Source organism: Amycolatopsis sp. lyj-109, assembly GCF_046548995.1.
Lineage (GTDB): Bacteria > Actinomycetota > Actinomycetes > Mycobacteriales > Pseudonocardiaceae > Amycolatopsis.
This window is the reverse complement of sequence record NZ_JAJPWR010000001.1, coordinates 817,385-839,006: the sequence shown is the minus strand read 5'-3', so window position 1 is coordinate 839,006 and position 21,622 is coordinate 817,385. Positions and strand designations below refer to the sequence as shown.

3 protein-coding genes are annotated in these 21,622 nt (G+C 73.6%); all 3 read left to right on the top strand.

What is annotated here, in order from left to right; translation table 11 throughout:
• The first annotated feature begins 1,728 nt into the window (after positions 1–1,728).
• The 3 genes from ACLJQF_RS03640 to ACLJQF_RS03630 all read left to right on the top strand — a co-directional run bounded on the left by ACLJQF_RS03640 (position 1,729) and on the right by ACLJQF_RS03630 (position 21,568).
• Positions 1,729–19,680 (top strand): non-ribosomal peptide synthase/polyketide synthase, encoded by a 17,952-nt coding sequence (locus ACLJQF_RS03640; protein WP_410606758.1) that lies wholly within the window; start codon positions 1,729–1,731, stop codon positions 19,678–19,680.
• A 26-nt stretch (positions 19,681–19,706) separates the two neighbouring features.
• Positions 19,707–19,907, top strand: a complete 201-nt coding sequence (locus tag ACLJQF_RS03635; RefSeq protein ID WP_410606757.1) for an MbtH family protein — start codon at positions 19,707–19,709, stop codon at positions 19,905–19,907.
• Between the two features lie 182 nt (positions 19,908–20,089).
• Positions 20,090–21,568: a serine hydrolase domain-containing protein gene (locus ACLJQF_RS03630; RefSeq protein ID WP_410606756.1), complete on the top strand. Its 1,479-nt coding sequence runs from the start codon at positions 20,090–20,092 to the stop codon at positions 21,566–21,568.
• Positions 21,569–21,622 lie beyond the last annotated feature (54 nt).

Sequence of the window (21,622 nt, the reverse complement as noted above, 5' to 3'; positions counted from 1 at the left end):
TCCACAACCGGCCCGAAAGGGAATTCAACTCGCGGGTAAACGGGGGCGGGTCCGTTCGGCGTAATTGCCCGGATCGGAGCAGGAAGCGGGTCGGCGTCGCCTCAATGGGTGAAGAACAACATCGGCCCGGATCGGCGGGCGGCGGACCCGGGTGGGAGTGGGCGTCGTGACGTGAAGACGCTGAGACCTCCCGGTATGGGCGTCTTCGAGTCTATTGTGGACGTCCTTTCCGGACGGCTGCGGGCCGGCCTGCGCGGCGGCGGCCGCCGGTGCCCGGCTGTTTCCGGGGTCGGTGTCCGAGCTGTTCCGGAAATGCCGGTCCGAGGGGCGGCCGGTTGGCGCTGGTGTCGCCCTGTTGTTGCCCCTGTTCCCGCTGGTTCCGGCGAAGTCGATCGCTGGGGTGGTCCTTCGCGGGTGGTCGGGGGTCGCTGCGGGCTGCCGCCGGTGTCTTGAATGACTCATTCCTGGCGTCAGCCGGTGCTGTTGGCTTATTCGGGCGGGTGTGCTGAGGCCGGACCGGCCAACTCGCCCGCCGGACCGGCCAACTCGCCGGGGTTCTCCGGCGAGTTGGCCGTTGCGGCCGCCGTGTTGGCCGTTGCGGCCGCCGTGTTGGCCGCTCCGGCCGGCTGGGCCTGCCCGGCGTGGCTGGGCCGGTAGGGGGCTCGGGGGACGGTGTCCGGCAGCGACGGTGTCCTGCGGCAGGTCCGGTAGAGGGGGGCCGGCGGGCGGCCCCGACCGTGCCGGCGATGGTCGCTGCCGCGGAGGGTGCCTCGCCCGGTGCGGCCGGCCACCGGTCGTGCCCCGGTCGTGCCCCGGTCGGCGCGGTGAGCTCCCCGCCTTGTCGGCCGGCCATGCCCGACCGTCCCTCTCCGGCAGCGCTCGGCACCCGGCCTTCCCGGTGAACGCCGTTCACCATCCGGGCAATCGGAGACCGGCGCATTCCCGTCGCCACTTTGCCTGCTTGGCAAGGCTCCGAAGGATCTGCACTACCCCATCGGACCCTCCTCATCAATCGATCATTTCACCGAAGTGCCCGCGTCATCCGCGTTACCCGCCAATCGGGTGACGTGCCGTAACCTGAAGCACAACTTCCGAAACCGGGCTCACTTCCTTCGCTGCCGCCGTCGTCACCCGAGTGACGTGGCGTCTTCCCAGGTGAGCGCGTTACCGTAAAGTCAAACCTCCCAATCGAGGTAACATTTTCCGGCAGAAGAGTGAACAATAACCGTCGTTGAGCTACTCGCTGTCCGGGCAAACTGCCGCGATTTTTGGACATTTTCGCCAATGCTCCATTCGGCGGTACGAGCTAGGCGTTCGCTGGGTAGCGTGATGTTAATCCGGCTGGTCTTGGGGGTACTCGACTGCCGGGTGACCCACCTGTTGCACGAAGAACGCTGGCTTGTCGCGCGTGTTCGGCGGTCGTCGGTGCCTAATCGGGCACGGCGGGTGCTGTCGAAATCGGAACTGTTTCCGGGGTTGCCGCACGGCTGTCACGCTGGAAAGGATCAATGTGTCTTGCGCTCGTTCCTGCCGGTTCGCCCGGTGTGTGGCACGCCGGGCCGATTTGTTGAACGAGCGGCAAAAAGCCGGTTGCCGAGGCGGCAGCAATGTCCGGATCCGGCTGTCGTTTTTCGTGAATTCCCTGGTCGTGGGCCCCGGTTGTGGGTCATCTCCCAGCGCCTGGACGACCCTGCGCTGACGTCACCCCGTGCTCGAAAGGTTTCCGCAATGCCGCGATACGACGTCTCGGTTCCTGCCGCCGATGACGACAGATCAACCTCCGTGCGTACCCTTGCCGGGCTGTTCCAAACGCAAGCCGCCCGGACCCCCGCGGAACCGGCGCTGACCGGCGCCGACGGCACGCTGACCTACGCGACGGTGAACGCGCGGGCGAACCGGCTGGCGCGGCTGCTGATCCGGCACGGCGCCGGCCCGGAAGGGGTCGTCGCGCTCGTCCTGCCGCGGTCGGCCGACCTCGTCGTGGCGCAGCTTGCGGTGGCCAAGGCCGGTGCCGCCTTCCTGCCCGTCGATCCCGACCAGCCCGCCGAGCGGCTTGCCTTCGTGCTCGCCGACGCGCGGCCCGTGCTCGTCGTGACCCGCGGGAATGCGGACACCACCCGCGGCAACGGGGCCACCACCATGGTCGACCTCGGCGAACCACGCCTGCTCGACGGCCTGCCCGACACCGATCCCACCGACGCCGACCGGACGCGCCCGCTGCACCTCGGCCACCCGGCCTACCTCATCTACACGTCCGGCTCGACCGGAGTCCCCAAGGGCGTGCTGGTCACCCACCGCGGCCTGGCCGGCTTCTTCGCCGCCATGCGGGAGCAGTACGACGTGCGGCCCGGCGACCGGGTCCTGGAGTTCTCCTCGCCGAGCTTCGACGCCTCGATCCTCGAGCTCGGCATGGCGCTGCCGGCCGGTGCGGCCCTGGTCGTGCCGCCGCCCGGTCCGCTGCTGGGCGACCGGCTCGCCGGCGTCCTGGCCGAGCACAAGGTCACCCACGCGCTCATCCCGCCGGTCGCGCTGGCCACCCTGTCCGCGGAGCACGCGCTGCCGGACTTCCGTACGGTGATCGTCGGCGGGGATGCCTGCCCGCCCGACCTGGTCCGGACCTGGGCTCCCGGGCGGCGGATGATCAACTCCTACGGTCCCACCGAGTTCACCGTCGTCGCGACCTGGAGCGACCCGCTGGTCCCCGGCGGCACCCCGCCGATCGGCCGCCCGCTGCCGGACGCCACCGCGTACGTGCTCGACGAGGCGCTGCGCCCGGCCGCCACCGGCGAGCTCTACGTCTCCGGTCCCGGGCTGGCCCGGGGCTACCTCGACCGGCCGGGGCTGACCGCGAGCCGGTTCGTGGCCGATCCCTTCGGCGCACCGGGCGCCCGGATGTACCGGACCGGCGACCTCGTACGAAGAACCACCACAGGCGAGCTGGAGTTCGCCGGGCGGGTCGACCACCAGGTCAAGATCCGCGGCTTCCGGATCGAACCGGGTGAAATCGAAGCCCTGCTGCTGACGCAAGCGGGCGTCCGCGAGGCCGTCGTCGTCGCCCGCGAGGACCGCGTCAAGCGCCTGGTCGCCTATTTCGTCGGAGACGCCGATCCCGCGGAGCTGCGCGCCGCCACAGCCGACCGGCTGCCGCCGTACATGGTCCCGGCCGCGTTCGTCCCGCTCGAGGCGATGCCGCTGACCCACCACGGCAAGCTCGACCGCGACGCGCTCCCGGAACCCGATTGGCAGGCCCAGGTTCGGGCCACCCACACCGCGCCGCGGACCCCGGCCGAGCACGCGCTCGCCGAAATCTGGGCCGACGTGCTCGGCACCCCGGACATCGGCGTCGACGCGGACTTCTTCGAACTCGGCGGGGACTCCATCCTCGGCGCGCGGGCGCTCGCCCGGATCCGCGCCCGCTTCGGCGCCGAGCTGTCCCCGCGGGTGGTGTTCGACGCCCGCACCATCGCGAAGCTCGCCGAGCTGCTGCCGGACGACGGCGCCCCGGCCGGCCGGATCGAGCCCGGGCCCCACGACGCCGTGGTGCCGCTCTCGCCGGTCCAGCGCCGGCTGTGGGTGCTCGACCAGCAGCACCCCGGCAACACCGAATACAACGCCGGCGTCGGCCTCACCCTCTCCGGCCCGCTGGACCGCGCCGCCCTGCGCGCCGCCCTGGACGGGCTGGCTGCCCGCCACGAGTCGCTGCGGACGACGTTCCGGACCGTCGACGGCGAAGGCGTCCAGGTGGTCGCCGACGAGGCCACCGTCCCGCTGCGCGAAACCGATGCCGAGCCGGACCTGGACGCGCAGCTCGCGGCCGAACTGGACCGCCCCTTCGACCTGACGACCGGGCCGCTCACCCGCGCCACGCTGATCCGCCGGGGCCCGGACGAGCACCTGCTCCTGCTGTGCCAGCACCACATCATCACCGACGGCTGGTCGGTCGGCCTGCTCGTCGACGAGTTCGCCGCGCTCTACGCGGGGGAGAAGCCCGCCGCCCTCGACATCGGCTACCGCGACTACTCGCGGTGGCACCGCGACCGGCTGGCCGGGCCGCTGCGCGAGCAGCAGCTGGCGTACTGGCGCACACAGCTCGCCGGCCTCGAACCGCTCGACCTGCCCACCGATCGGCCCCGCCCGCCCGTCCGCGCCACCGGGGGCGCGCTCCGCCGGTACGCCCTGCCCGCGGAACTCGCCGGGAAACTCGCCGAACTGAGCCACGACACCGGCGCGACGCTGTTCACGACGCTGACCGCGCTCGTCCAGGTGCTGCTGGCCCGCTACACCGGGCAGGACGACGTCGCCGTCGGCACCGCCGTGTCCGGCCGCGACCACGACCAGCTCGAACGGCTCGCCGGGTTCTTCGTCAACACCCTCGTCCTGCGGTCCGCGGTCGACCCGGCCCAGCCGTTCGAGGAATTCCTTGGCCAGGTAAAGGAAACGACGCTGGCGGCTTTCGCTGCCGCCGAAGTGCCCTTCGACCAGGTCGTCGACGACCTGCGGCCGGTTCGCGACCCGAGCCGGACCCCGCTGGTGCAGGTCCTGCTGGTGCTGCAGCAGGACCTCGTCCGGCCCCGGGAGGCGGGCGCCCTTCGCATGGGCGAGCACGATCTGCCCCGCCCCCGGGCCCGGTTCGACCTCGTCCTGGAGTTCCAGCCGCAGGGCCGCAGCGTCGCGATCGAGTACGACACCGCGCTCTTCGACGCCGTCACGATCGACCGCCTCGCCGGGCACCTGCGGGTGCTGGCCGAGGCCGTGGTCGCCGAGCCGCACCGGCCGGTGGCCGAGCTGCCGCTCATGGGTGACACCGAACTCGCCCACCTTCACGAGCTGTCCCGCGGGCCGGCGCTCGAAGCGCCGGAAGCCACGCTGCCGCAGCTGTTCGAGGCCCAGGCGGCCCGCACGCCGGACGCGGTCGCCGTCGCCTGCGAGGGCCGCTCGCTCACCTACGCCGAGCTCGACGAGCAGGCCACCCGGCTGGCCAGGGTCCTGGTCGAACGGGGCGCCGGGCCCGAGCGGTTCGTCGCCGTCTCCCTGCCGCGCACCGAACGGATCCTGGTGGCGCTGCTCGGGGTGCTCAAGTCCGGCGCCGCCTACCTCCCGGTCGATCCCGCCTACCCGGCCGACCGGCAGGAACTGATCCTCGACGACGCCGCCCCGGCCCTGCTGCTCACCCCGGACGGCCACGGCCCCGGCTCCGTGCCCACCCTCGCCTTCGACGGCCCCGCCCTGCTCGACGGCGTCTCCGCCGCGCCGCTCACCCGCGCCACGAACCCGGACCACCCCGCCTACGTGATCCACACGTCCGGCTCGACCGGCCGCCCCAAGGGCGTCGTGGTCGCCCACCGCAGCGCCGCGAACCTGATGGCCTGGGCGGAAACCGCCTTCCGGGACGTGTTCCGGCCCGGGTCCACCGTGGTCGCTTCGACGTCGCTCAACTTCGACGTCTCGGTGTTCGAGATCTTCGCGCCGCTGATGACCGGCGCCACCGTCGAGATCGTCCGGGACGTGCTCGCTCTCGGCGAAGGCGAGCACACCGGCCGGTCGGTCGGGCTGGTCAGCGGCGTGCCCTCGGCGTTCGCCCAGCTGCTGGCCCAGGGCGCGGTGTCGGTGCGGCCGTCCACTGTGGTCCTGGCCGGCGAAGCGCTGACGTTGCACGCGCTGCACGACATCCGGAAAGCCTTGCCGGGCAGCCGGATCGCGAACATCTACGGGCCCACCGAGTCCACTGTGTACGCCACCGCGTGGTACCACGACACCGACCGCACCCCGCCGATCGGCCGCCCGATCGCGGGCATCCGCGCGTATGTGCTCGACCGCGGCCTGCGGCCCGTGCCGGTCGGCGTGCCCGGCGAACTGCACCTCGGCGGCGCCGGGGTGGCCCGCGGCTACCTCGGCCGGCCGGGCCTGACCGCCGGCCGGTTCGTGGCCGACCCCTTCGGCGAGCCGGGCGCCCGGATGTACCGGACCGGCGACGTCGTGCGGTGGACCCACGGCTCGCTTTCCGGGGGTCCGGGTGGCGAAGCCCCCGGCCCGGGGCGAAGCCCCGGTTGTCACAGCGGCGAGCTGGAGTACCTGGGCCGCGCCGACGACCAGGTCAAGATCCGCGGCTTCCGGATCGAGCCCGGCGAGGTGGCGGCCGCGCTGCGGAAGCACCCGGACGTCATCGAAGCAGTGGTCGTCGCGCGCACCGACGCCGGGCACCAGCGGCTGGTCGCCTACGTCGTCCCCGAGGCGCCCGCGGACCTGCGCGAATTCCTCGGCGCGTCGCTGCCCGCACACCTGGTGCCGTCGGCGTTCGTGCCCCTCGACCGGCTGCCGCTCAACCCCAGCGGCAAGCTCGACCGGCGGGCCCTGCCCGCCCCCGACTGGACCGGCGGCACCACCCGCGTCGCGCCCCGCACCGAGACCGAACGGCTCCTCGCCGCCATCTGGGCCGACGCGCTGGGGCTGCCCGAGGTCGGCGTCGAGGACAACTTCTTCGAGCTCGGCGGCGACTCGATCCTCAGCATCCGGCTGGTCTCCGAGGCGGCCAAGGCCGGCCTGCGGATCACCACCAAGGACGTCTTCCGCCACCAGACGATCGCCGCGCTGGCCGCGGCGACCGGCACCGTCGCCCCGGCTGCCGCGGAGGGGCGGCCGGCGGCGGCGGGCGCGGTGGTCGTCACCCCGATCCAGCACTGGTTCCTCGACACCGGCCCGGCCGACCCGGACCACTTCGTCCAGCAGCTGAGCGTCCGGCTCGCCGACGACGTCGACGAAGACCGCCTGCGCGCGGCCGTGAACACGGTCGTCGCCCACCACGACGCCCTGCGGCTGCGCTTCCGCCGCACTGCCGGAGGCTGGACGCAGGAACACGCCGGACCCGGGGCAGCCGACGTCTTCGGCGCGAAGATCGACATCGAGCACGGCCCGCTGGTGAGCGCCGAGCTGACCGGCACGACGCTGCGCCTGGCCGTGCACCACCTGGTCGTGGACGGCGTCTCGTGGCGGATCCTCCTGGAGGACCTCGAGCACGCCTACCAGGGGCGCGACCTGGGCCCCCGCACGACGTCCTTCCAGGAGTGGGCCGGCCGGCTCGCCGAGCACTCCTTCGACGGCGACCTCCCGTACTGGCAGGCTGTCGAAGGCGCCCAGATCCCCCTCGACACCGAGGGCGCCAACACAGTGGCGAGCACCCGCACGGTGACCACCCGGCTCGACGCCGAGCTGACCCGGGCGCTGCTGCAGGACGTCCCGGGCGTTTACCGGACCCAGGTCAACGACGTCCTGCTGGCCGCACTCGGCGGGGCCCTGCGCCGCTGGACCGGCGCCGATCGCGTGCTCGTCGACCTCGAAGGCCACGGTCGCGAGGACCTGTTCGACGACGTCGACCTGTCCCGCACGGTCGGCTGGTTCACGTCGCTGTTCCCGGTGGCGCTCGACGTGCCCGAGAGCGATGTCGCGCCTCTGCTCAAGTCCGTCAAGGAGCAGCTGCGCGCGATCCCGGCCCGTGGCCTGTCCTACGGTGTGCTCCGGCACCTCGCCGGGACCGCTCCCGAGGTGACACCCCGGATCGGCTTCAACTACCTCGGCCGGTTCGAGGCCGAGGGCGGGCTCTACCGCGGGCTCGAGCGGGAATTGGAACTCGACCAGCACCCCGCGGACGTCCGCGCGCACGCCGTCGAAGTCGTCGCCCGGGTCGCCGGAGGCCGCCTGGAGATCACCTGGTTCTACTCGGAACAGCTCCACGCGGAAGCCACGATCCGCGCGGTCGCCGACGACCTCGTCCACGGTCTCGCCGGGATCGCCGCGCACTGCGCCGGACCGGACGCCGGCGGCCGGACGCCGTCGGACTTCCCCCTGGCCGGCCTCGACCAGGCCGCGGTGGACCGGCTCGCCGGCGACGGCCGCGCCGTCGAGGACATCTACCCGCTCACTCCGGCCCAGGCCGGCATGCTCTTCCACCGGCTCACCGGCGGCGGCCGCCACGCCTACCTCCAGCAGGTGACGTTCGTGCAGAGCGGCGTCCCCGATCCCGAAGCGCTGGGCCGCGCCTGGCAGCAGGTCGTGGACCGGACCCCGGTCCTGCGCAGCCAGGTGGTCTGGGACGGCCTCGACGCCCCCGTGCAGGTGGTCCACCGGAAGGTCACCCTGCCCATCGAGTACCGGGCCGCGCAGGAAGACCTGGACGCGGTGCTGACGGCCGACCGGGACGCCGGTCTGGACCTGGGCGAGCTCCCGCTGATGCGGCTGCTGCTCGCGCGCGTCTCGCCGACCGAGGTTCGCGTCATCTGGACGTTCCACCACCTGCTGCTCGACGGCTGGAGCCTCTTCCAGGTGCTCTCCGACGTCGCGGCGGCGCACGCCGGGCGTCCGCTGCCGGCCCGCCGCCCCTTCCGCGACCACGTCCGGTGGCTGTCCGAACAGGACACACCGGCGGCGGAACGGTATTGGCGGGACAAGCTTTCCGGCTGGCCCGAGCCGGCCCGGCTGCGCACCGACCGCGCCCTCGACGGGCACCCGGTCGAGTCGACGGCCTCGCTGCGGATCGCGCTGCCCGCCGCGCCGCTGCGCGCCGCCGCGCAACGCCACGGACTGACCCTCAACACCCTCGTCCAGGGCGCCTGGGCGATGTTGCTGGCCCGCCACACCGGACGGCCGGAGGTCTGCTTCGGCAGCACGGTCGCCGGGCGGCCCGCCGAACTGCCCGGGGCCGACGAGATCACCGGCATGTTCATCACCACGCTGCCGGTCGTCGCCGACGTCGACGAGCGGGCGGCGGCCGTGGACTGGCTGCGCGACCTCCAGGACGCCCAGGCCGAGGCCCGGCGGTTCGACCACCTGTCCCTGGCGCGGCTGCAGAGCTGGGGCGGGGAGTTCGACACCCTGCTGGTCTTCGAGAACTACCCGGTCACGGCGGAGCTCGGGCTGCGCGACCTGCGGGGCGTCGAGACGACCAACTACCCGCTCAGCGTCGTCGCCTACCCCGGCGAGGAGCGCCTGGAATTCCTGTTCGGGTACGACCCCGGGCTGTTCGACGCCGAGACGATCGCCGGGTTCGCCGGGCATCTGCAGACCCTGCTGTCCGAGCTGGCGACCCGGCCGCACGAGCCGCTCGCCCGACTGCGCATGCTCACCGGCACCGAACACCACGACGTCGTGGACCGGTGGAACGACACCGCGCAGGACCACCCGGACACCACCGTGCCGGCCCTGTTCGCCGAGCAGGTCCGCCGCACGCCCGGCGCGGTCGCCGTCACCGGCGAAGTGACCCTGACCTACGCGGAACTGGACGCCCGGGCGAACCGGCTGGCCCACCGGCTGCGCACGGTCGGCGCGCGGCGGGACGGCCTGGTGGGGCTGCTGCTCGGCCGCTCGGCCGACGTCGTCGTCGCCGAGCTGGCGGTGCTCAAGGCCGGCGGCGCGTACCTGCCGCTGGACGCCCGCGCGCCGCGGAGCCGGTTGACGGCGCTGCTCGACGGCGTCCGCGTGCTGGTCACCGACGACGCCGGCCGGGCGCTCGCCCAGGAGGTCCACAGTGGACCGGTGGTGTCCATCGAGGACGACGGCGACGAGCCGGCCGAGGCGCCGGATGTGCTGATCCGGCCCGAAAACCTCGCGTATGTCATGTACACCTCGGGCTCGACCGGTACGCCCAAGGGCGTCGCGGTCAGCCACCGGGCCATCGTCGGCCTGGCTCGGGAGCGGGCCTTCGCCGATCCCGCGCACCGGACTGTGCTGATGCACTCCGCGCTGGCCTTCGACGCGTCGACGTACGAGCTGTGGGTGCCGTTGCTGAGCGGCGGCCGGGTCGTCGTCGCGCCGCGGGGCGACCTCGACGCCGACGTGCTGCGCCGGATCGTCGCCGCACACGGGGTGACCGCGCTGTTCCTGACGGCGGGGCTGTTCCGGGTGCTGGCGCAGGAGGATCCCGCCTGCCTGCGCGGGGTCCGGGAGGTGTGGACCGGTGGCGAAGTCGTGCCTCCGGCCGCGGTGCGCCAGCTGGCGGCGGCCTGCCCCGGGCTGACCGTGGTGGACGTCTACGGCCCCACCGAGACCACCACGTTCGCCACTCGCTTCCCCCTGCCGCCGGGCGAACCGGTGCCTGACGTGCTCCCGATCGGGCGGCCGCTGGACGACACGGCGGCCTACGTCCTCGACCACGGGCTGCGCCCGGTGCCGCCGGGTGCGGTCGGCGAGCTGTACCTGGCCGGCACCGGGCTGGCCCGGGGCTACCTCGGGCAGCCCGCGCTGACCGCCGAACGGTTCCTGGCCAACCCCTTCGGGGCGCCGGGGGCCCGGATGTACCGGACCGGCGACCTCGTCCGCGGGACCCGCGCCGGGGTGCTGGAGTTCGTCGGCCGGGCCGACGACCAGGTGAAGATCCGCGGCTTCCGCGTCGAGCTCGGTGAGATCGAGACGGCGCTGACCGCCCACCCGGACGTCGCCGAAGCCGTCGTCGTCGCGGCCGAGCACGCCGGGAGCAAGCGGCTGGTCGCCTACGTCGTCGCGACCGGGACGCCGGACCTGCGCGAGTTCCTGCTCCGGTCGCTGCCGGACTACCTCGTGCCGGCCGTGTTCGTGCCGCTCGAAACCTTGCCGCTCAACCAGAACGGGAAGGTCGACCGCCGGGCGCTGCCCGCGCCCGACTTCGTGTCCGGCCTCGGCTACCGGGAACCGGCCACGGACGCCGAGCGGCTGCTCGCCGGCATCTGGGCCGAGGTGCTGCGGGTCGACCGCGTCGGTGCCGACGACAACTTCTTCGAGCTCGGCGGCGACTCGATCCTGAGCATCCAGGTGGTCTCCCGGGCCCGCCGGGCCGGTCTCGACCTGATGCCCGGCCAGGTGTTCGACCACCCGACCGTCGCCGCGCTCGCCCTCGCCGCCACCCCGGCGGTGGCCGCCCCCGCCCCCGACGTCGAGCCGGTGACCGGCGAGCTGCCGCTGACGCCGGTGCAGCACTGGTACCTCGACCCGCGGCCGGTGCACCCCGAGCAGTTCGTCCAGTCCGTCTCCGTGGACCTGCCGGACCCCGCGGCGCTGCCTCGCGCGCTGCGCGACCTCCAGCTGCACCACGACGCCCTGCGGCTGCGGTTCACCCCCGACGGGCCGCACCACGCGCCCGACGCCGAGGACGTCCTCGGCGCCACCATCGACCTCGAAAAGGGACCGCTGCTGCGGGCCGAGCTGTCCGGCACGACCCTGACCCTCACGGCACACCACCTGGTCGTCGACGGCGTGTCGTGGCGGATCCTCCTGGAGGACCTGGCAACCCTCCTCGCAGGCGGCGAGCTCCCGGCCAAGACGACGTCCTTCCGCGACTGGGCGCGCACCCTCGCGAGCCGCACAGCCGACGGCTTCTTCGACGACGAACTCGCCCACTGGAGGGCACTTTCACGTGAAAGTGCCCCCGGGCACTTTCACGTGAAAGTGCCCCGAGACGCCGACCCGGCGCTGCCGGTCGACGCGGCGGGCGACAACACCTACGGCTCGGCCCGCTCGGTGGTCGTGCGGCTGCCCGCGGCGGAGACCCGGGCGGTGCTGCACGACGTGCCCGGGGCGTACCGGACGCAGGTCAACGACGTCCTGCTGACCGCGCTCGGCCGCGTGCTGGGGGACTGGACGGGCCGTGACCGCGTCCTGGTCGACCTCGAAGGCCACGGGCGGGAAGACCTGTTCCCCGGCATCGACCTGTCCCGCACGGTCGGCTGGTTCACCTCGATCTTCCCGGTCGAGCTGACGTCGTCCGGCGGAGACTGGGGCGAAGCCCTGAAGACGACGAAGGAACAGCTCCGCGCGATTCCCCGCCGCGGCATCGGCTACGGCGCCCTGCGCCACCTCGCGGGCACCGCCCCGCGCCTCGAACCGCGGATCAGCTTCAACTACCTGGGCCGCTTCGACCACGGCGGCGGGCTGGGCGGCGCGGCGCACCCCGAACAGACCCGCGCGCACCAGCTCGACGTCGTCGGCGCGGTCGTCGGCGACGAGCTGGAACTGACCTGGCACTACGCCGAAGGTGTGCACACCGAGGCCACCGTGCGCCGGCTCGCCGACGCGCTGCTGGCCGCGCTCACCGGGATCGTCGGGCACTGCGCCCGGCCGGACGCGGGCGGCCGCACGCCGTCGGACTTCCCCCTCGCCCGCCTCGACCAGGCCGCGGTGGACCGGCTCGCCGGCACCGGCCGGACGGTCGAGGACATCTACCCGCTCACCCCGATGCAGTCGGGCATGGTCTTCCACAGCCTCGTCGACGGCGCGGCCGGGACCTACCTCAACCAGGTGCGGCTGCGGCTGACCGGCATCGCCGACTCCGAGCGCCTCGCCCGGGCGTGGCAGCAGGTCGTCGCGGACACGCCGGTGCTGCGCACCCGCGTCGTCTGGGAGGGCCTCGACGAGCCCGTGCAGGTCGTCGAGCGGTCCGTCACGGTCCCGGTCGTCCACCTCGACTGGACGGCACTGGACGACGACGAGCGCGCCCGCGAGCAGGAGCGGTTCCTCCAGGCCGATCGCGCGCGGGGCTTCGACCTGGCGGCCGCCCCGCTGCTGCGGCTGGCGTTCGCCCGGCTGCCCGGCGGCGACGTGCTGCTGGTGTGGACGTTCCACCACGTGCTGCTCGACGGCTGGAGCGCGGCGCAGCTGTTCGGCGAGGTGTGTGCCCGGTACGCGGGCGCCGCCGTTCCGGGCCGCCGCCCGCCGTTCCGCGAGTACCTGCGCTGGCTCGGCGGGCAGGACACCGCGGACGCCGAAACGCACTGGCGCGACCAGCTCGCCGGCCTGCGGACGCCGACGCCGCTGCCCTACGACCGCCGTCCGGTGGAAGCGCACCGCGCGCGGTCCGCGGCGTCGGTCCGGGTGTCGGCGCCCGCCGACGGGCTCCGGGAGCTGGCCCGCCGGGCGGGGCTGACGCTCAACACGATCGTGCAGGGCGCGTGGGGGCTCGTGCTGTCCCGCTACAGCGGGGAATCCGGCGTCGTCTTCGGCACCACCGTGTCGGGGCGCCCGGCCGACCTGCCGGGTGTCGAGTCGATGGCCGGGCTGTTCATCAACACCCTGCCCGCCCCGGTGACCGTCCACGACGGACACACCGTGACGGACTGGCTGCGGGAGCTGCAGACGGCCCAGGCGCGTTCGCGCCGGTTCGACTTCGTGTCACTGGCCCAGCTGCAGACCTGGGTGGGCACCACGTTGTTCGACAGCATCCTGGTCTTCGAGAACTACCCGTTCGACGCCGAGGCCGTCGCCGCGCACGGGATCGGCCTGCACGAAGACGGTGAGCTGCAGCCGACCAACTACCCGCTCAGCGTGGTCGTCACGCCGGGCGAGCGGCTGACGGTGTCGTTCGACCACGACCCGGACCTGTTCGACCGGGCCACCATCGACCGGCTCGCCGGACAGCTGCTGCTGGCCCTGGAACGCATCGCCGCGAGCCCCGGACAGCGCGTCGGCGAACTCGACCTGCTCACCGGCGACGACCGCGAGCGCGTGCTGCGGACGTTCAACGACACGGCACACCCGGTGCCCGAGGCCACCGTGGTGAGCCGGTTCGCCGAGCAGGTCCGCCGGACCCCGGACGCCCCGGCGGTCGACGACCTGACCTACGCGGAGCTGGACACCCGCGCCGACCGGCTCGCGTCCCGGCTGATCTCCCTCGGTGCCGGGCCGGAGGACCGGGTCGGGCTGCTGCTGGAGCGGTCGGCCGACCTCGTCGTCGCCGAACTGGCCGTGCTCAAGGCCGGCGCCGCGTACGTGCCGGTCGACCTGCGTGCGCCGGAGAGCCGCATGCGCCTGGTCCTCGCCGAAGCCGGCGTCTCGCTGGTCATCGCGGCGGAGTCCTATCAGGACATCCACAGTGGACCGACGATCCGGGTGGACGAGACCGGCCCGGCGCGGGCACCGGAGGTCCCGGTGCGGCCCGGAAACCTGGCGTACGTGATGTACACGTCCGGGTCGACCGGCAAGCCGAAGGGCGTGGCGGTGACCCACCGCGACATCGTGGCGCTGGCCTCGGACCGCTCGTTCGCGGGCGAGGCGCACCGGACCGTGCTGCTGCACTCGCCGCAGGCGTTCGACGCCTCGACGTACGAGGTGTGGGTGCCGCTGCTCAACGGCGGGCGAGTGGTCGTCGCCCCGCCCGGCGACGTCGATGCCGAGGTGGTGCGCGCGGTCGTCACCCGGCAGGGGGTCAGCGCGCTGTGGCTGACCGCCGGGCTGTTCCGGCTGCTGGCGCAGGAGGATCCCGGGTGCCTGCGCGGCGTCGGCGAGGTGTGGACCGGCGGCGACGTCGTGCCCGCCGCCGCCGTCCGCCAGGTGCGGGCGGCCTGCCCCGGGCTGACCGTCGTCGACGGTTACGGCCCCACCGAGACGACCACCTTCGCCAGCCGGTTCGTCCTGGCTCCCGAAGACGCGGTCCCGGACGCGATGCCGATCGGGCGGCCGCTGGACAACATGGCCGCCTACGTCCTGGACGAGGGGCTGCGGCCGGTCCCGCCGGGCGTGACGGGGGAGCTGTTCATCGCCGGTGCCGGGGTGTCCCGCGGCTACCTCGGCCGGCCGGGGTTGACCGCGGAACGCTTCGTGGCCGATCCCGTCGGCGAGCCGGGTGCGCGGATGTACCGCACCGGGGACGTCGTCCGCTGGTCCGGCACCGGCGTGCTGGAGTTCGTCGGCCGCGCCGACGACCAGGTGAAGATCCGCGGCTTCCGGATCGAGCTGGGGGAGATCGAGTCGGCCTTGGCCGCGCACCCGGACGTCGCCGAAGCCGTCGTCGTGCCGCGCGACCGGCGGCTGGTCGCCTACGTCGTCACCACCGGAAAGCCGGACCTGCGGGGGTGGCTGCAGCGGGACCTGCCCGACTACATGGTGCCGTCGGCCTTCGTGCCGCTCGGCGCGCTTCCCCTGAGCGCCAACGGGAAGGTCGATCGCCAGGCGCTGCCGGAGCCCGCCGCGGAACCGGTGGCCGGGTACGTGCCGCCGCGCACGGACACCGAACGCGTGCTCGCCGAGGTCTGGGCCGACGTGCTGGGCGTGCCCGGCGTCGGCGTCGAGGACAACTTCTTCGAACTCGGCGGCGACTCCATCCTCAGCATCCAGGTCGTGTCCCGGGCCCGGCGCCACGGCCTCGCGCTCACGCCGCGGGACCTGTTCGCCCACCAGACCGTCGCCGCGCTGGCCGTCGCGGCGGGCTCGGCCGCGGTCACCGTCGCCGAACAGGGACCGGTGACCGGCTTCGCCGCGCTGACCCCGATCCAGCTCTGGTTCTTCGCCGGCGACTTCGGCGACCCGAACGGGTTCACCCAGTCGGTGCGGATCGAGCGGCCCGAGCCGTTCGACGTCGGGACGCTGCGTGCGGCGCTGGCCACGCTGACCGGGCACCACGACGCCCTGCGGATGCGGTTCACCGTCGTCGGCCAGGAGAACGCCCCGGCTGGACCGGCCGAGATCCTCGGTGCGGAGATCGACGTGACCCGCGGGCCGCTGCTCACCGCCGAACTCCTCGAGCCCGCGGTCCTGCGGCTGACGGTCAACCACCTCGTCGTCGACGGCGTCTCGTGGCGAATCCTCCTGGAGGACCTCGAAACGGCCTACCGCGGTGGTCCGCTGCCGCCGAAGACGACGTCGTTCCGCGACTGGGCCAACCGGCTCGCCGCCCACGCCGAGGCCGGCGGCTTCGACGACGAACTGCCTTACTGGCGCACCGCTCTCGCCATCGACGCCACCCTGCCGATCGACGACGCCGCCGCCGAGGCGGGCACCGGCACGGTCACCACCCGCCTGGACGCCGAGCTGACCCGAGCGCTGCTGCAGGACGTCCCCGGCGTCTACCGGACGCAGGTCAACGACGTGCTGCTGGCCGCGCTGAGCCGGGTCCTGTCCCGCTGGACCGGGCGCGAAGGAGTGCTGATCGACCTGGAGGGCCACGGCCGCGAGGACCTGTTCGACGACGTCGACCTGTCCCGCACGGTCGGCTGGTTCACCTCGCTGTACCCGGTCGCGCTGCGCATCGGCGACGACGGCTGGGGCGCGCTGCTCAAGTCGGTGAAGGAACAGCTGCGCGCCGTGCCCCGCCGCGGGGTGGGCTTCGGCGCGCTGCGGTACCTGACCGGAACCGCGCCCGCGCTCCGGCCCGAGATCGGCTTCAACTACCTGGGCCGCCTCGACGGCGCGGCCGGCAGCCTCGACTCGTCGGCCGGCGAGGGCGCGGGCCGGGCGCACCTGCTCGACGTCGTCGGCCGCGTGATCCCCACCCCGTCGCTTTCACGTGAAAGCGACAGTCTCCTCAGGGAACGGAGCGGTGGGGCGGACCGGGAAACCCTGGAACTGACCTGGTACTACTCGCGCGACACGCACACCGCCGCCACGGTCGAGAGGCTGGCCGCGGACCTGGTGGCCGCGCTGGGCGAAGCCGTCGCCCACTGCGCCGAGCCCGGCGCGGGCGGCCGCACGCCGAGCGACTTCCCGTTGGCCCGGCTGGACCAGCGCCAGGTGGACCGGATCGCCGGCGACGGCAAAGCCGTGGCCGACCTCCACCCGCTCACGCCGATGCAGGCCGGGATGGTCTTCCACGGGCTTTCCCAGGAATCACAGGGCGTCTACTTCGAACAGGTCACCGCTGTCCTCGACGGGGTCGCCGAACCGCGGCTCATGGGCGAGGCCTGGCAGCACGTCGTCGACCGGACGCCGGTGCTGCGCGGCAGCGTCGTCTGGGAGGGCGTCCCCGAGCCGCTCCTGGTCGTCCACCGCGAAGCGCGGGTGCCGGTCACCGAGCTGGACTGGCGGCACCAAGCGCCGCCCAGGTGGGCACTTTCACGTGAAAGTGCCCCGTCGGGTCGCGACCGTGAGGAAGCCCTGCGCGAGCTGCTCGCGCAGGACCGCGCCCGGCCGTTCGACCTGGCGGCCGCCCCGCTGCTGCGGGTCACCCTGGCGCGGCTGCCGGGCGACGCCGTCCAGCTCGTCTGGACCTTCCACCACGTCCTGCTCGACGGCTGGAGCGTCTTCCAGGTGCTCTCCGACGTCTGCACCGCCTACGCGGCCCTGCGCGACGGCACCGCGCCCGCCCTGCCGCACCGCCGTCCGTTCGGGGACTACGTCACGTGGCTGAGCGGCCAGACCGCCGACGGCGCCGAGGACTACTGGCGCCGCGAGCTCGCCGACGTCACCGAGCCGACCCCGCTGCCCTACGACCGGATTCCGGCGGCCGCCCACGAAACGAGCTCGTCGACGTGGGTCGGCCGTGACCTCGGCGAGGCGGCGACCGCCCGGCTGGCGGCGTTCGCCCGGCGCGAGCGGCTCACCGTCAACGCCGTCGTGCAGGGCGCCTGGGCGCTCCTGCTGGCCCGGCACAGCGGCCAGGACGACGTCTGCTTCGGCGCCACCGTCTCCGGCCGCCCGGCCGGGCTGGCCGGCGTCGACGACATCACCGGCATCTTCATCAACACCCTGCCCGTCCGGGTCACCGCCGACCCGGCGGCCCCGATCGCCGGCTGGCTGCGCGGCCTGCAGACCGCCCAGGCGGAATCGCGCCGGTTCGAGCACGTGCCGCTGACCGCGGTGCAGGCCTGGAGCGGCGTCGAGGGCGGCCGGAACCTGTTCGACAGCCTCGTGGTCTTCGAGAACTACCCGGTCACCGCGGACGACGTGGCGGCGCACGGCGTGCGGCTGCGCGACCTGCAGGCGATGGAGACGACCAACTACCCGCTCAGCGTCGTCGCCGCGCCCGGCCCGCGCCTGTCGCTCGGCCTGGGCTACGACCCGGCACTGTTCGACGAGGCCACCGTCGAGCGGCTGGCCGGACGGCTCGAACACCTCCTGAACGCGATCGCCGAAGACCCGGCCCGCCCGCTGCGGGAGTTCGACGTCCTCGGCACCGCCGAACGCGACCAGGTCCTGGTGGCGTTCAACGACACCCAGCACGACGTCCCGCCGGTCACTCTCACCGAGCTGATCGAGGCCCAGGCGGCTCGCACGCCGGACGCCGTCGCGGTGATATCGCGCGAGGAGCGGCTCACCTTCGCCGAACTCGACACCCGCGCCGACCGGCTGGCCCGGCTGCTGGCCGCGCGCGGGGCCGGGCCGGAGCGGATCGTCGCGCTCGCCTTGGGACGCTCGGTGGAGATCGTCGTCGCGCAGCTGGCCGTGCTGAAGACCGGCGCCGCCTACCTGCCGGTCGACCCGGACTACCCGCCCGAGCGAATCGCGTTCATGCTCGCCGACGCGAAACCGGTCGTCGTGGTGACCCAGCCGGGGACGCCGCTGCCGGTCGACAACGTGCTCGTCCTCGACGGCTCGGAGGCCGACGGACTGTGCTCCACCGGGGCTCCGCCCCGGGCCGGGGGCTCCGCCACCCGGAACCCCCGAAAAGCAGGCTCGGCCACCCCGCTGGGCCGGTCCGTGCCCTTGACCGCACCCGCGTACGTCATCTACACCTCGGGCTCCACCGGCACCCCCAAGGGCGTCGTCGTCACCCACGCCGGCCTGGCGAGCTTCGCGAGCGCCGAGATCGCCCACTTCGACGTCCGGCCGGGCGACCGCGTGCTGCAGTTCTCCTCGCCGAGTTTCGACGCTTCGGTGCTGGAACTGTGCATGGCGCTGCCCGCGGGAGCCGCGCTGGTCGTGCCGCCGCCCGGCCCGCTGCTCGGCGACCACCTGGCCGCCGTGCTGCGCGACGAAGGCGTCACCCACGCGCTGATCCCGCCGGTCGCCATGGCGAGCGTGCCGGACGTCGACCTGCCCGCGTTCCGCACGCTGGTCGTCGGCGGCGAGGCCTGCCCGGCCGACCTGGTGGCCCGCTGGGCACCCGGCCGCCGGATGATCAACGCCTACGGGCCCACCGAAACCACGGTGGTGGCGACCTGGAGCGACCCCCTCGACCCCGGGGCCACCCCGCCGATCGGCCGTCCGATCCGCAACACCCGCGTCCGCGTCCTCGACGCCGCGCTCCGGCCGGTGCCGATCGGCGTCGCGGGGGAGCTGTACGTCTCCGGGGCCGGGCTCGCCCGCGGCTACCTCGACCGGCCGGGGCTCACCGCCACCCGGTTCCTCGCCGACCCGTTCGGCGCGCCGGGCACCCGGATGTACCGCACCGGCGACCTGGTCCGGTGGCGCGCCGACGGCACCCTCGACTTCCTCGGCCGCGCCGACGACCAGATCAAGGTCCGCGGCTTCCGGGTGGAGCCCGGCGAGATCGTGGCGGTGCTGCGCAAGCACAGCGGAGTCCGCGACGCCGCGGTCGTCGCGATCGACCAGCGGCTGATCGCCTACGTCGTGGGGGAGCCGGGCACCGGCCTGCGGGAGCACGTCGCCGCGACCCTCCCGGCGCACTACGTGCCCGCGGCGTTCGTCCGGCTCGACGAGATTCCCCTGACGGCCAACGGAAAGCTGGACCGGCAGGCATTACCCGCACCGGAAGCGCCTGCCGAGACCGGCGGGTACGCGGCCCCGGAAACCGAGACCGAAGAGGTTCTCGCGGCCATCTGGGCCGAGGCCCTCGACCTCGACCGGGTCGGCGTCGAGGACAACTTCTTCGCCCTCGGCGGCGATTCGCTGCGCAGCCTGCAGATCACCTCGATGACGAAGTCCGCCTTCGACGTCGAAATCACCCCCAAGGACGTGCTCACCGCTGGCACCGTGCTGGCACTGGCGGAGCTCGTCGAAGAACGGGTCCTGCAGGACCTCGAACGGCTCGCCGCCGGCCAAGACCACTGAAAACCCTTACCAGAAAGGTGAAACCCATGCAGGAAGACGCCGAATTCCAGGTACTGGTCAACGAAGAGGGCCAGTACTCGCTGTGGCCGCTCGCCAACGAGGTACCCGCGGGCTGGCGCGCCGACGGCTTCCGCGGCGGCCGCCAGGAGTGCATGGACCACGTCGACGAGGTGTGGACCGACATGCGGCCGCTGAGCCTGCAGCGGCAGATGGCCGCCGACGGCTGAGCCGCCGCGGCTCCTCGTGAGTGGTTTCCAGCGTCCCAATGTGGCCTTGGTTGCGTCAGACGCACCGAAGGCCGCCTTGGGTGCGTGTGACGCACCGAAGGCCGCCTTGGGGCCGCTTTCCACTCACGACCGGCCGCGGCAGGAGCCGTCCCCACCGAACCGACGCGGAAGGTCCCCCGCTCATGCCCTCTCCTTCGACGTTTTCCCAGTCCTCGCTCGGGGTTCCGGTCCGCGACCCGCGGCCCGCGGCCGACGGGCGGCTGCAGCGGCTGCTCGTGGGTCTCGCCCACAAGCACGGCGTCCCGGCCGCCCAGCTGGTCGTGCACGACGGCGGCCGGTCGGGCTCCGCCGTGGCCGGCGAGATCACCGCCGAAGCGAAATTCCCGGTCGGCTCCATCACCAAGGCGTTCACCGCGGCACTGGCGATGCTGCTCGTCGCCGACGGCGACCTGGACCCGGACGACCCGCTCGGCGAGCACCTGGACGGCCTCGGCCCCCAGGTCGGCAGACCCACCATCGGGCAGGTCCTCAGCCACACCGGCGGGCTGCCGGCCGCGCTCGGTGCCGCCGCCGACGGGACCGCCTCGGCCCGCCGGTACCTGCGGGCCTGCCGCGACGCCGGGCTCGTCCAGCCGCCCGGGCTGGGCTTCTCCTACTCCAACACCGGGTACGTGCTCGCCGGGTACGTGGTCGAGGCCATCACCGGGATGAGCTGGTGGGAGGCGGTGGACACGATGCTGCTCGGCGAACTCGGCATCGACGCCGCGTTCGTCGTGGAGCCGGGCGCGCGGCGCCGGTCCGGGGCGCACCTGAGCGGGCACGCCGTGCACGCGGAAACCGGCCGCGCCCGGCCGGTCGCGCAGACCCTGACCCCCGCCGAGGCCGCGGCCGGGGCGCTCGCGCTGAGCGCCGAGGACCTGGCCACGTTCGGGCGCATGTTCTGCGGCGGTGCCGGTCCGCTGCCCGTGGACCTGGCCGGCCTCATGCGCCGCCCGGTGCCGGGCGCCGAGCCGTTCGGGCTGGCCGACGGCTGGGGGCTCGGCCTGGCCGGCTACCGCGGCGCCGACGCGGACTGCCGTTGTTCGGGGGTTCCGGGTGGCGGAGCCCCCGGCCCGAGGCGGAGCCTCGGATGTCACTGTTGTTCGGGGGTTCCGGGTGGCGGAGCCCCCGGCCCGAGGCGGAGCCTCGGATGTCTCTGGACCGGCCACGACGGCACCGCCGACGGCACTTCCTGCCACCTGCGGATCGACGCCGAGCACGGCCGGATCGTCGCGCTCACCACCAACGGGAGCACCGGCTCGGCGCTCTGGACGGACCTGGTCGCCGCCCTGCGCGCCGACGGCCTCCCGGTCGGCGACTACGAGCTGCCCCGCGACCTCGCCCGGGCGGCCCGCCCGGCCGCCGACCTGACCGGCCGCTACACCAACGGCGACCTGGAGTACCAGGTGGACGTCCGTGCGGACGGCGGTGCCGTCCTCGTCGTCGACGGCGAGGTCTACCCGGAGCTGGCGCTGCTGCGCGACGGGTCGTTCTCGGTCCGCGAACCCGGCACCGGCCGCCGGATCATCGGCGGCCGCTTCCTGACCGATCCGGCCACCGGAACGGTGAGCGCCATGCAGGCCGGGGGCCGGGTCGCCCGGCGCCGCCTGCGCGCTTGCTGAACCCCCTGGACTTGTTCTGCCGCGGCTTGTCGTGAGTGGTAATTCGGGTTCTAA

Excerpts from the sequence above, each read along its gene's own strand:
- ACLJQF_RS03635 (WP_410606757.1), top strand. The coding sequence starts at position 19,707 with ATGCAGGAAGACGCCGAATTCCAGGTACTGGTCAACGAAGAGGGCCAG.
- ACLJQF_RS03640 (WP_410606758.1), top strand. The coding sequence starts at position 1,729 with ATGCCGCGATACGACGTCTCGGTTCCTGCCGCCGATGACGACAGATCA.
- ACLJQF_RS03630 (WP_410606756.1), top strand. The coding sequence starts at position 20,090 with ATGCCCTCTCCTTCGACGTTTTCCCAGTCCTCGCTCGGGGTTCCGGTC.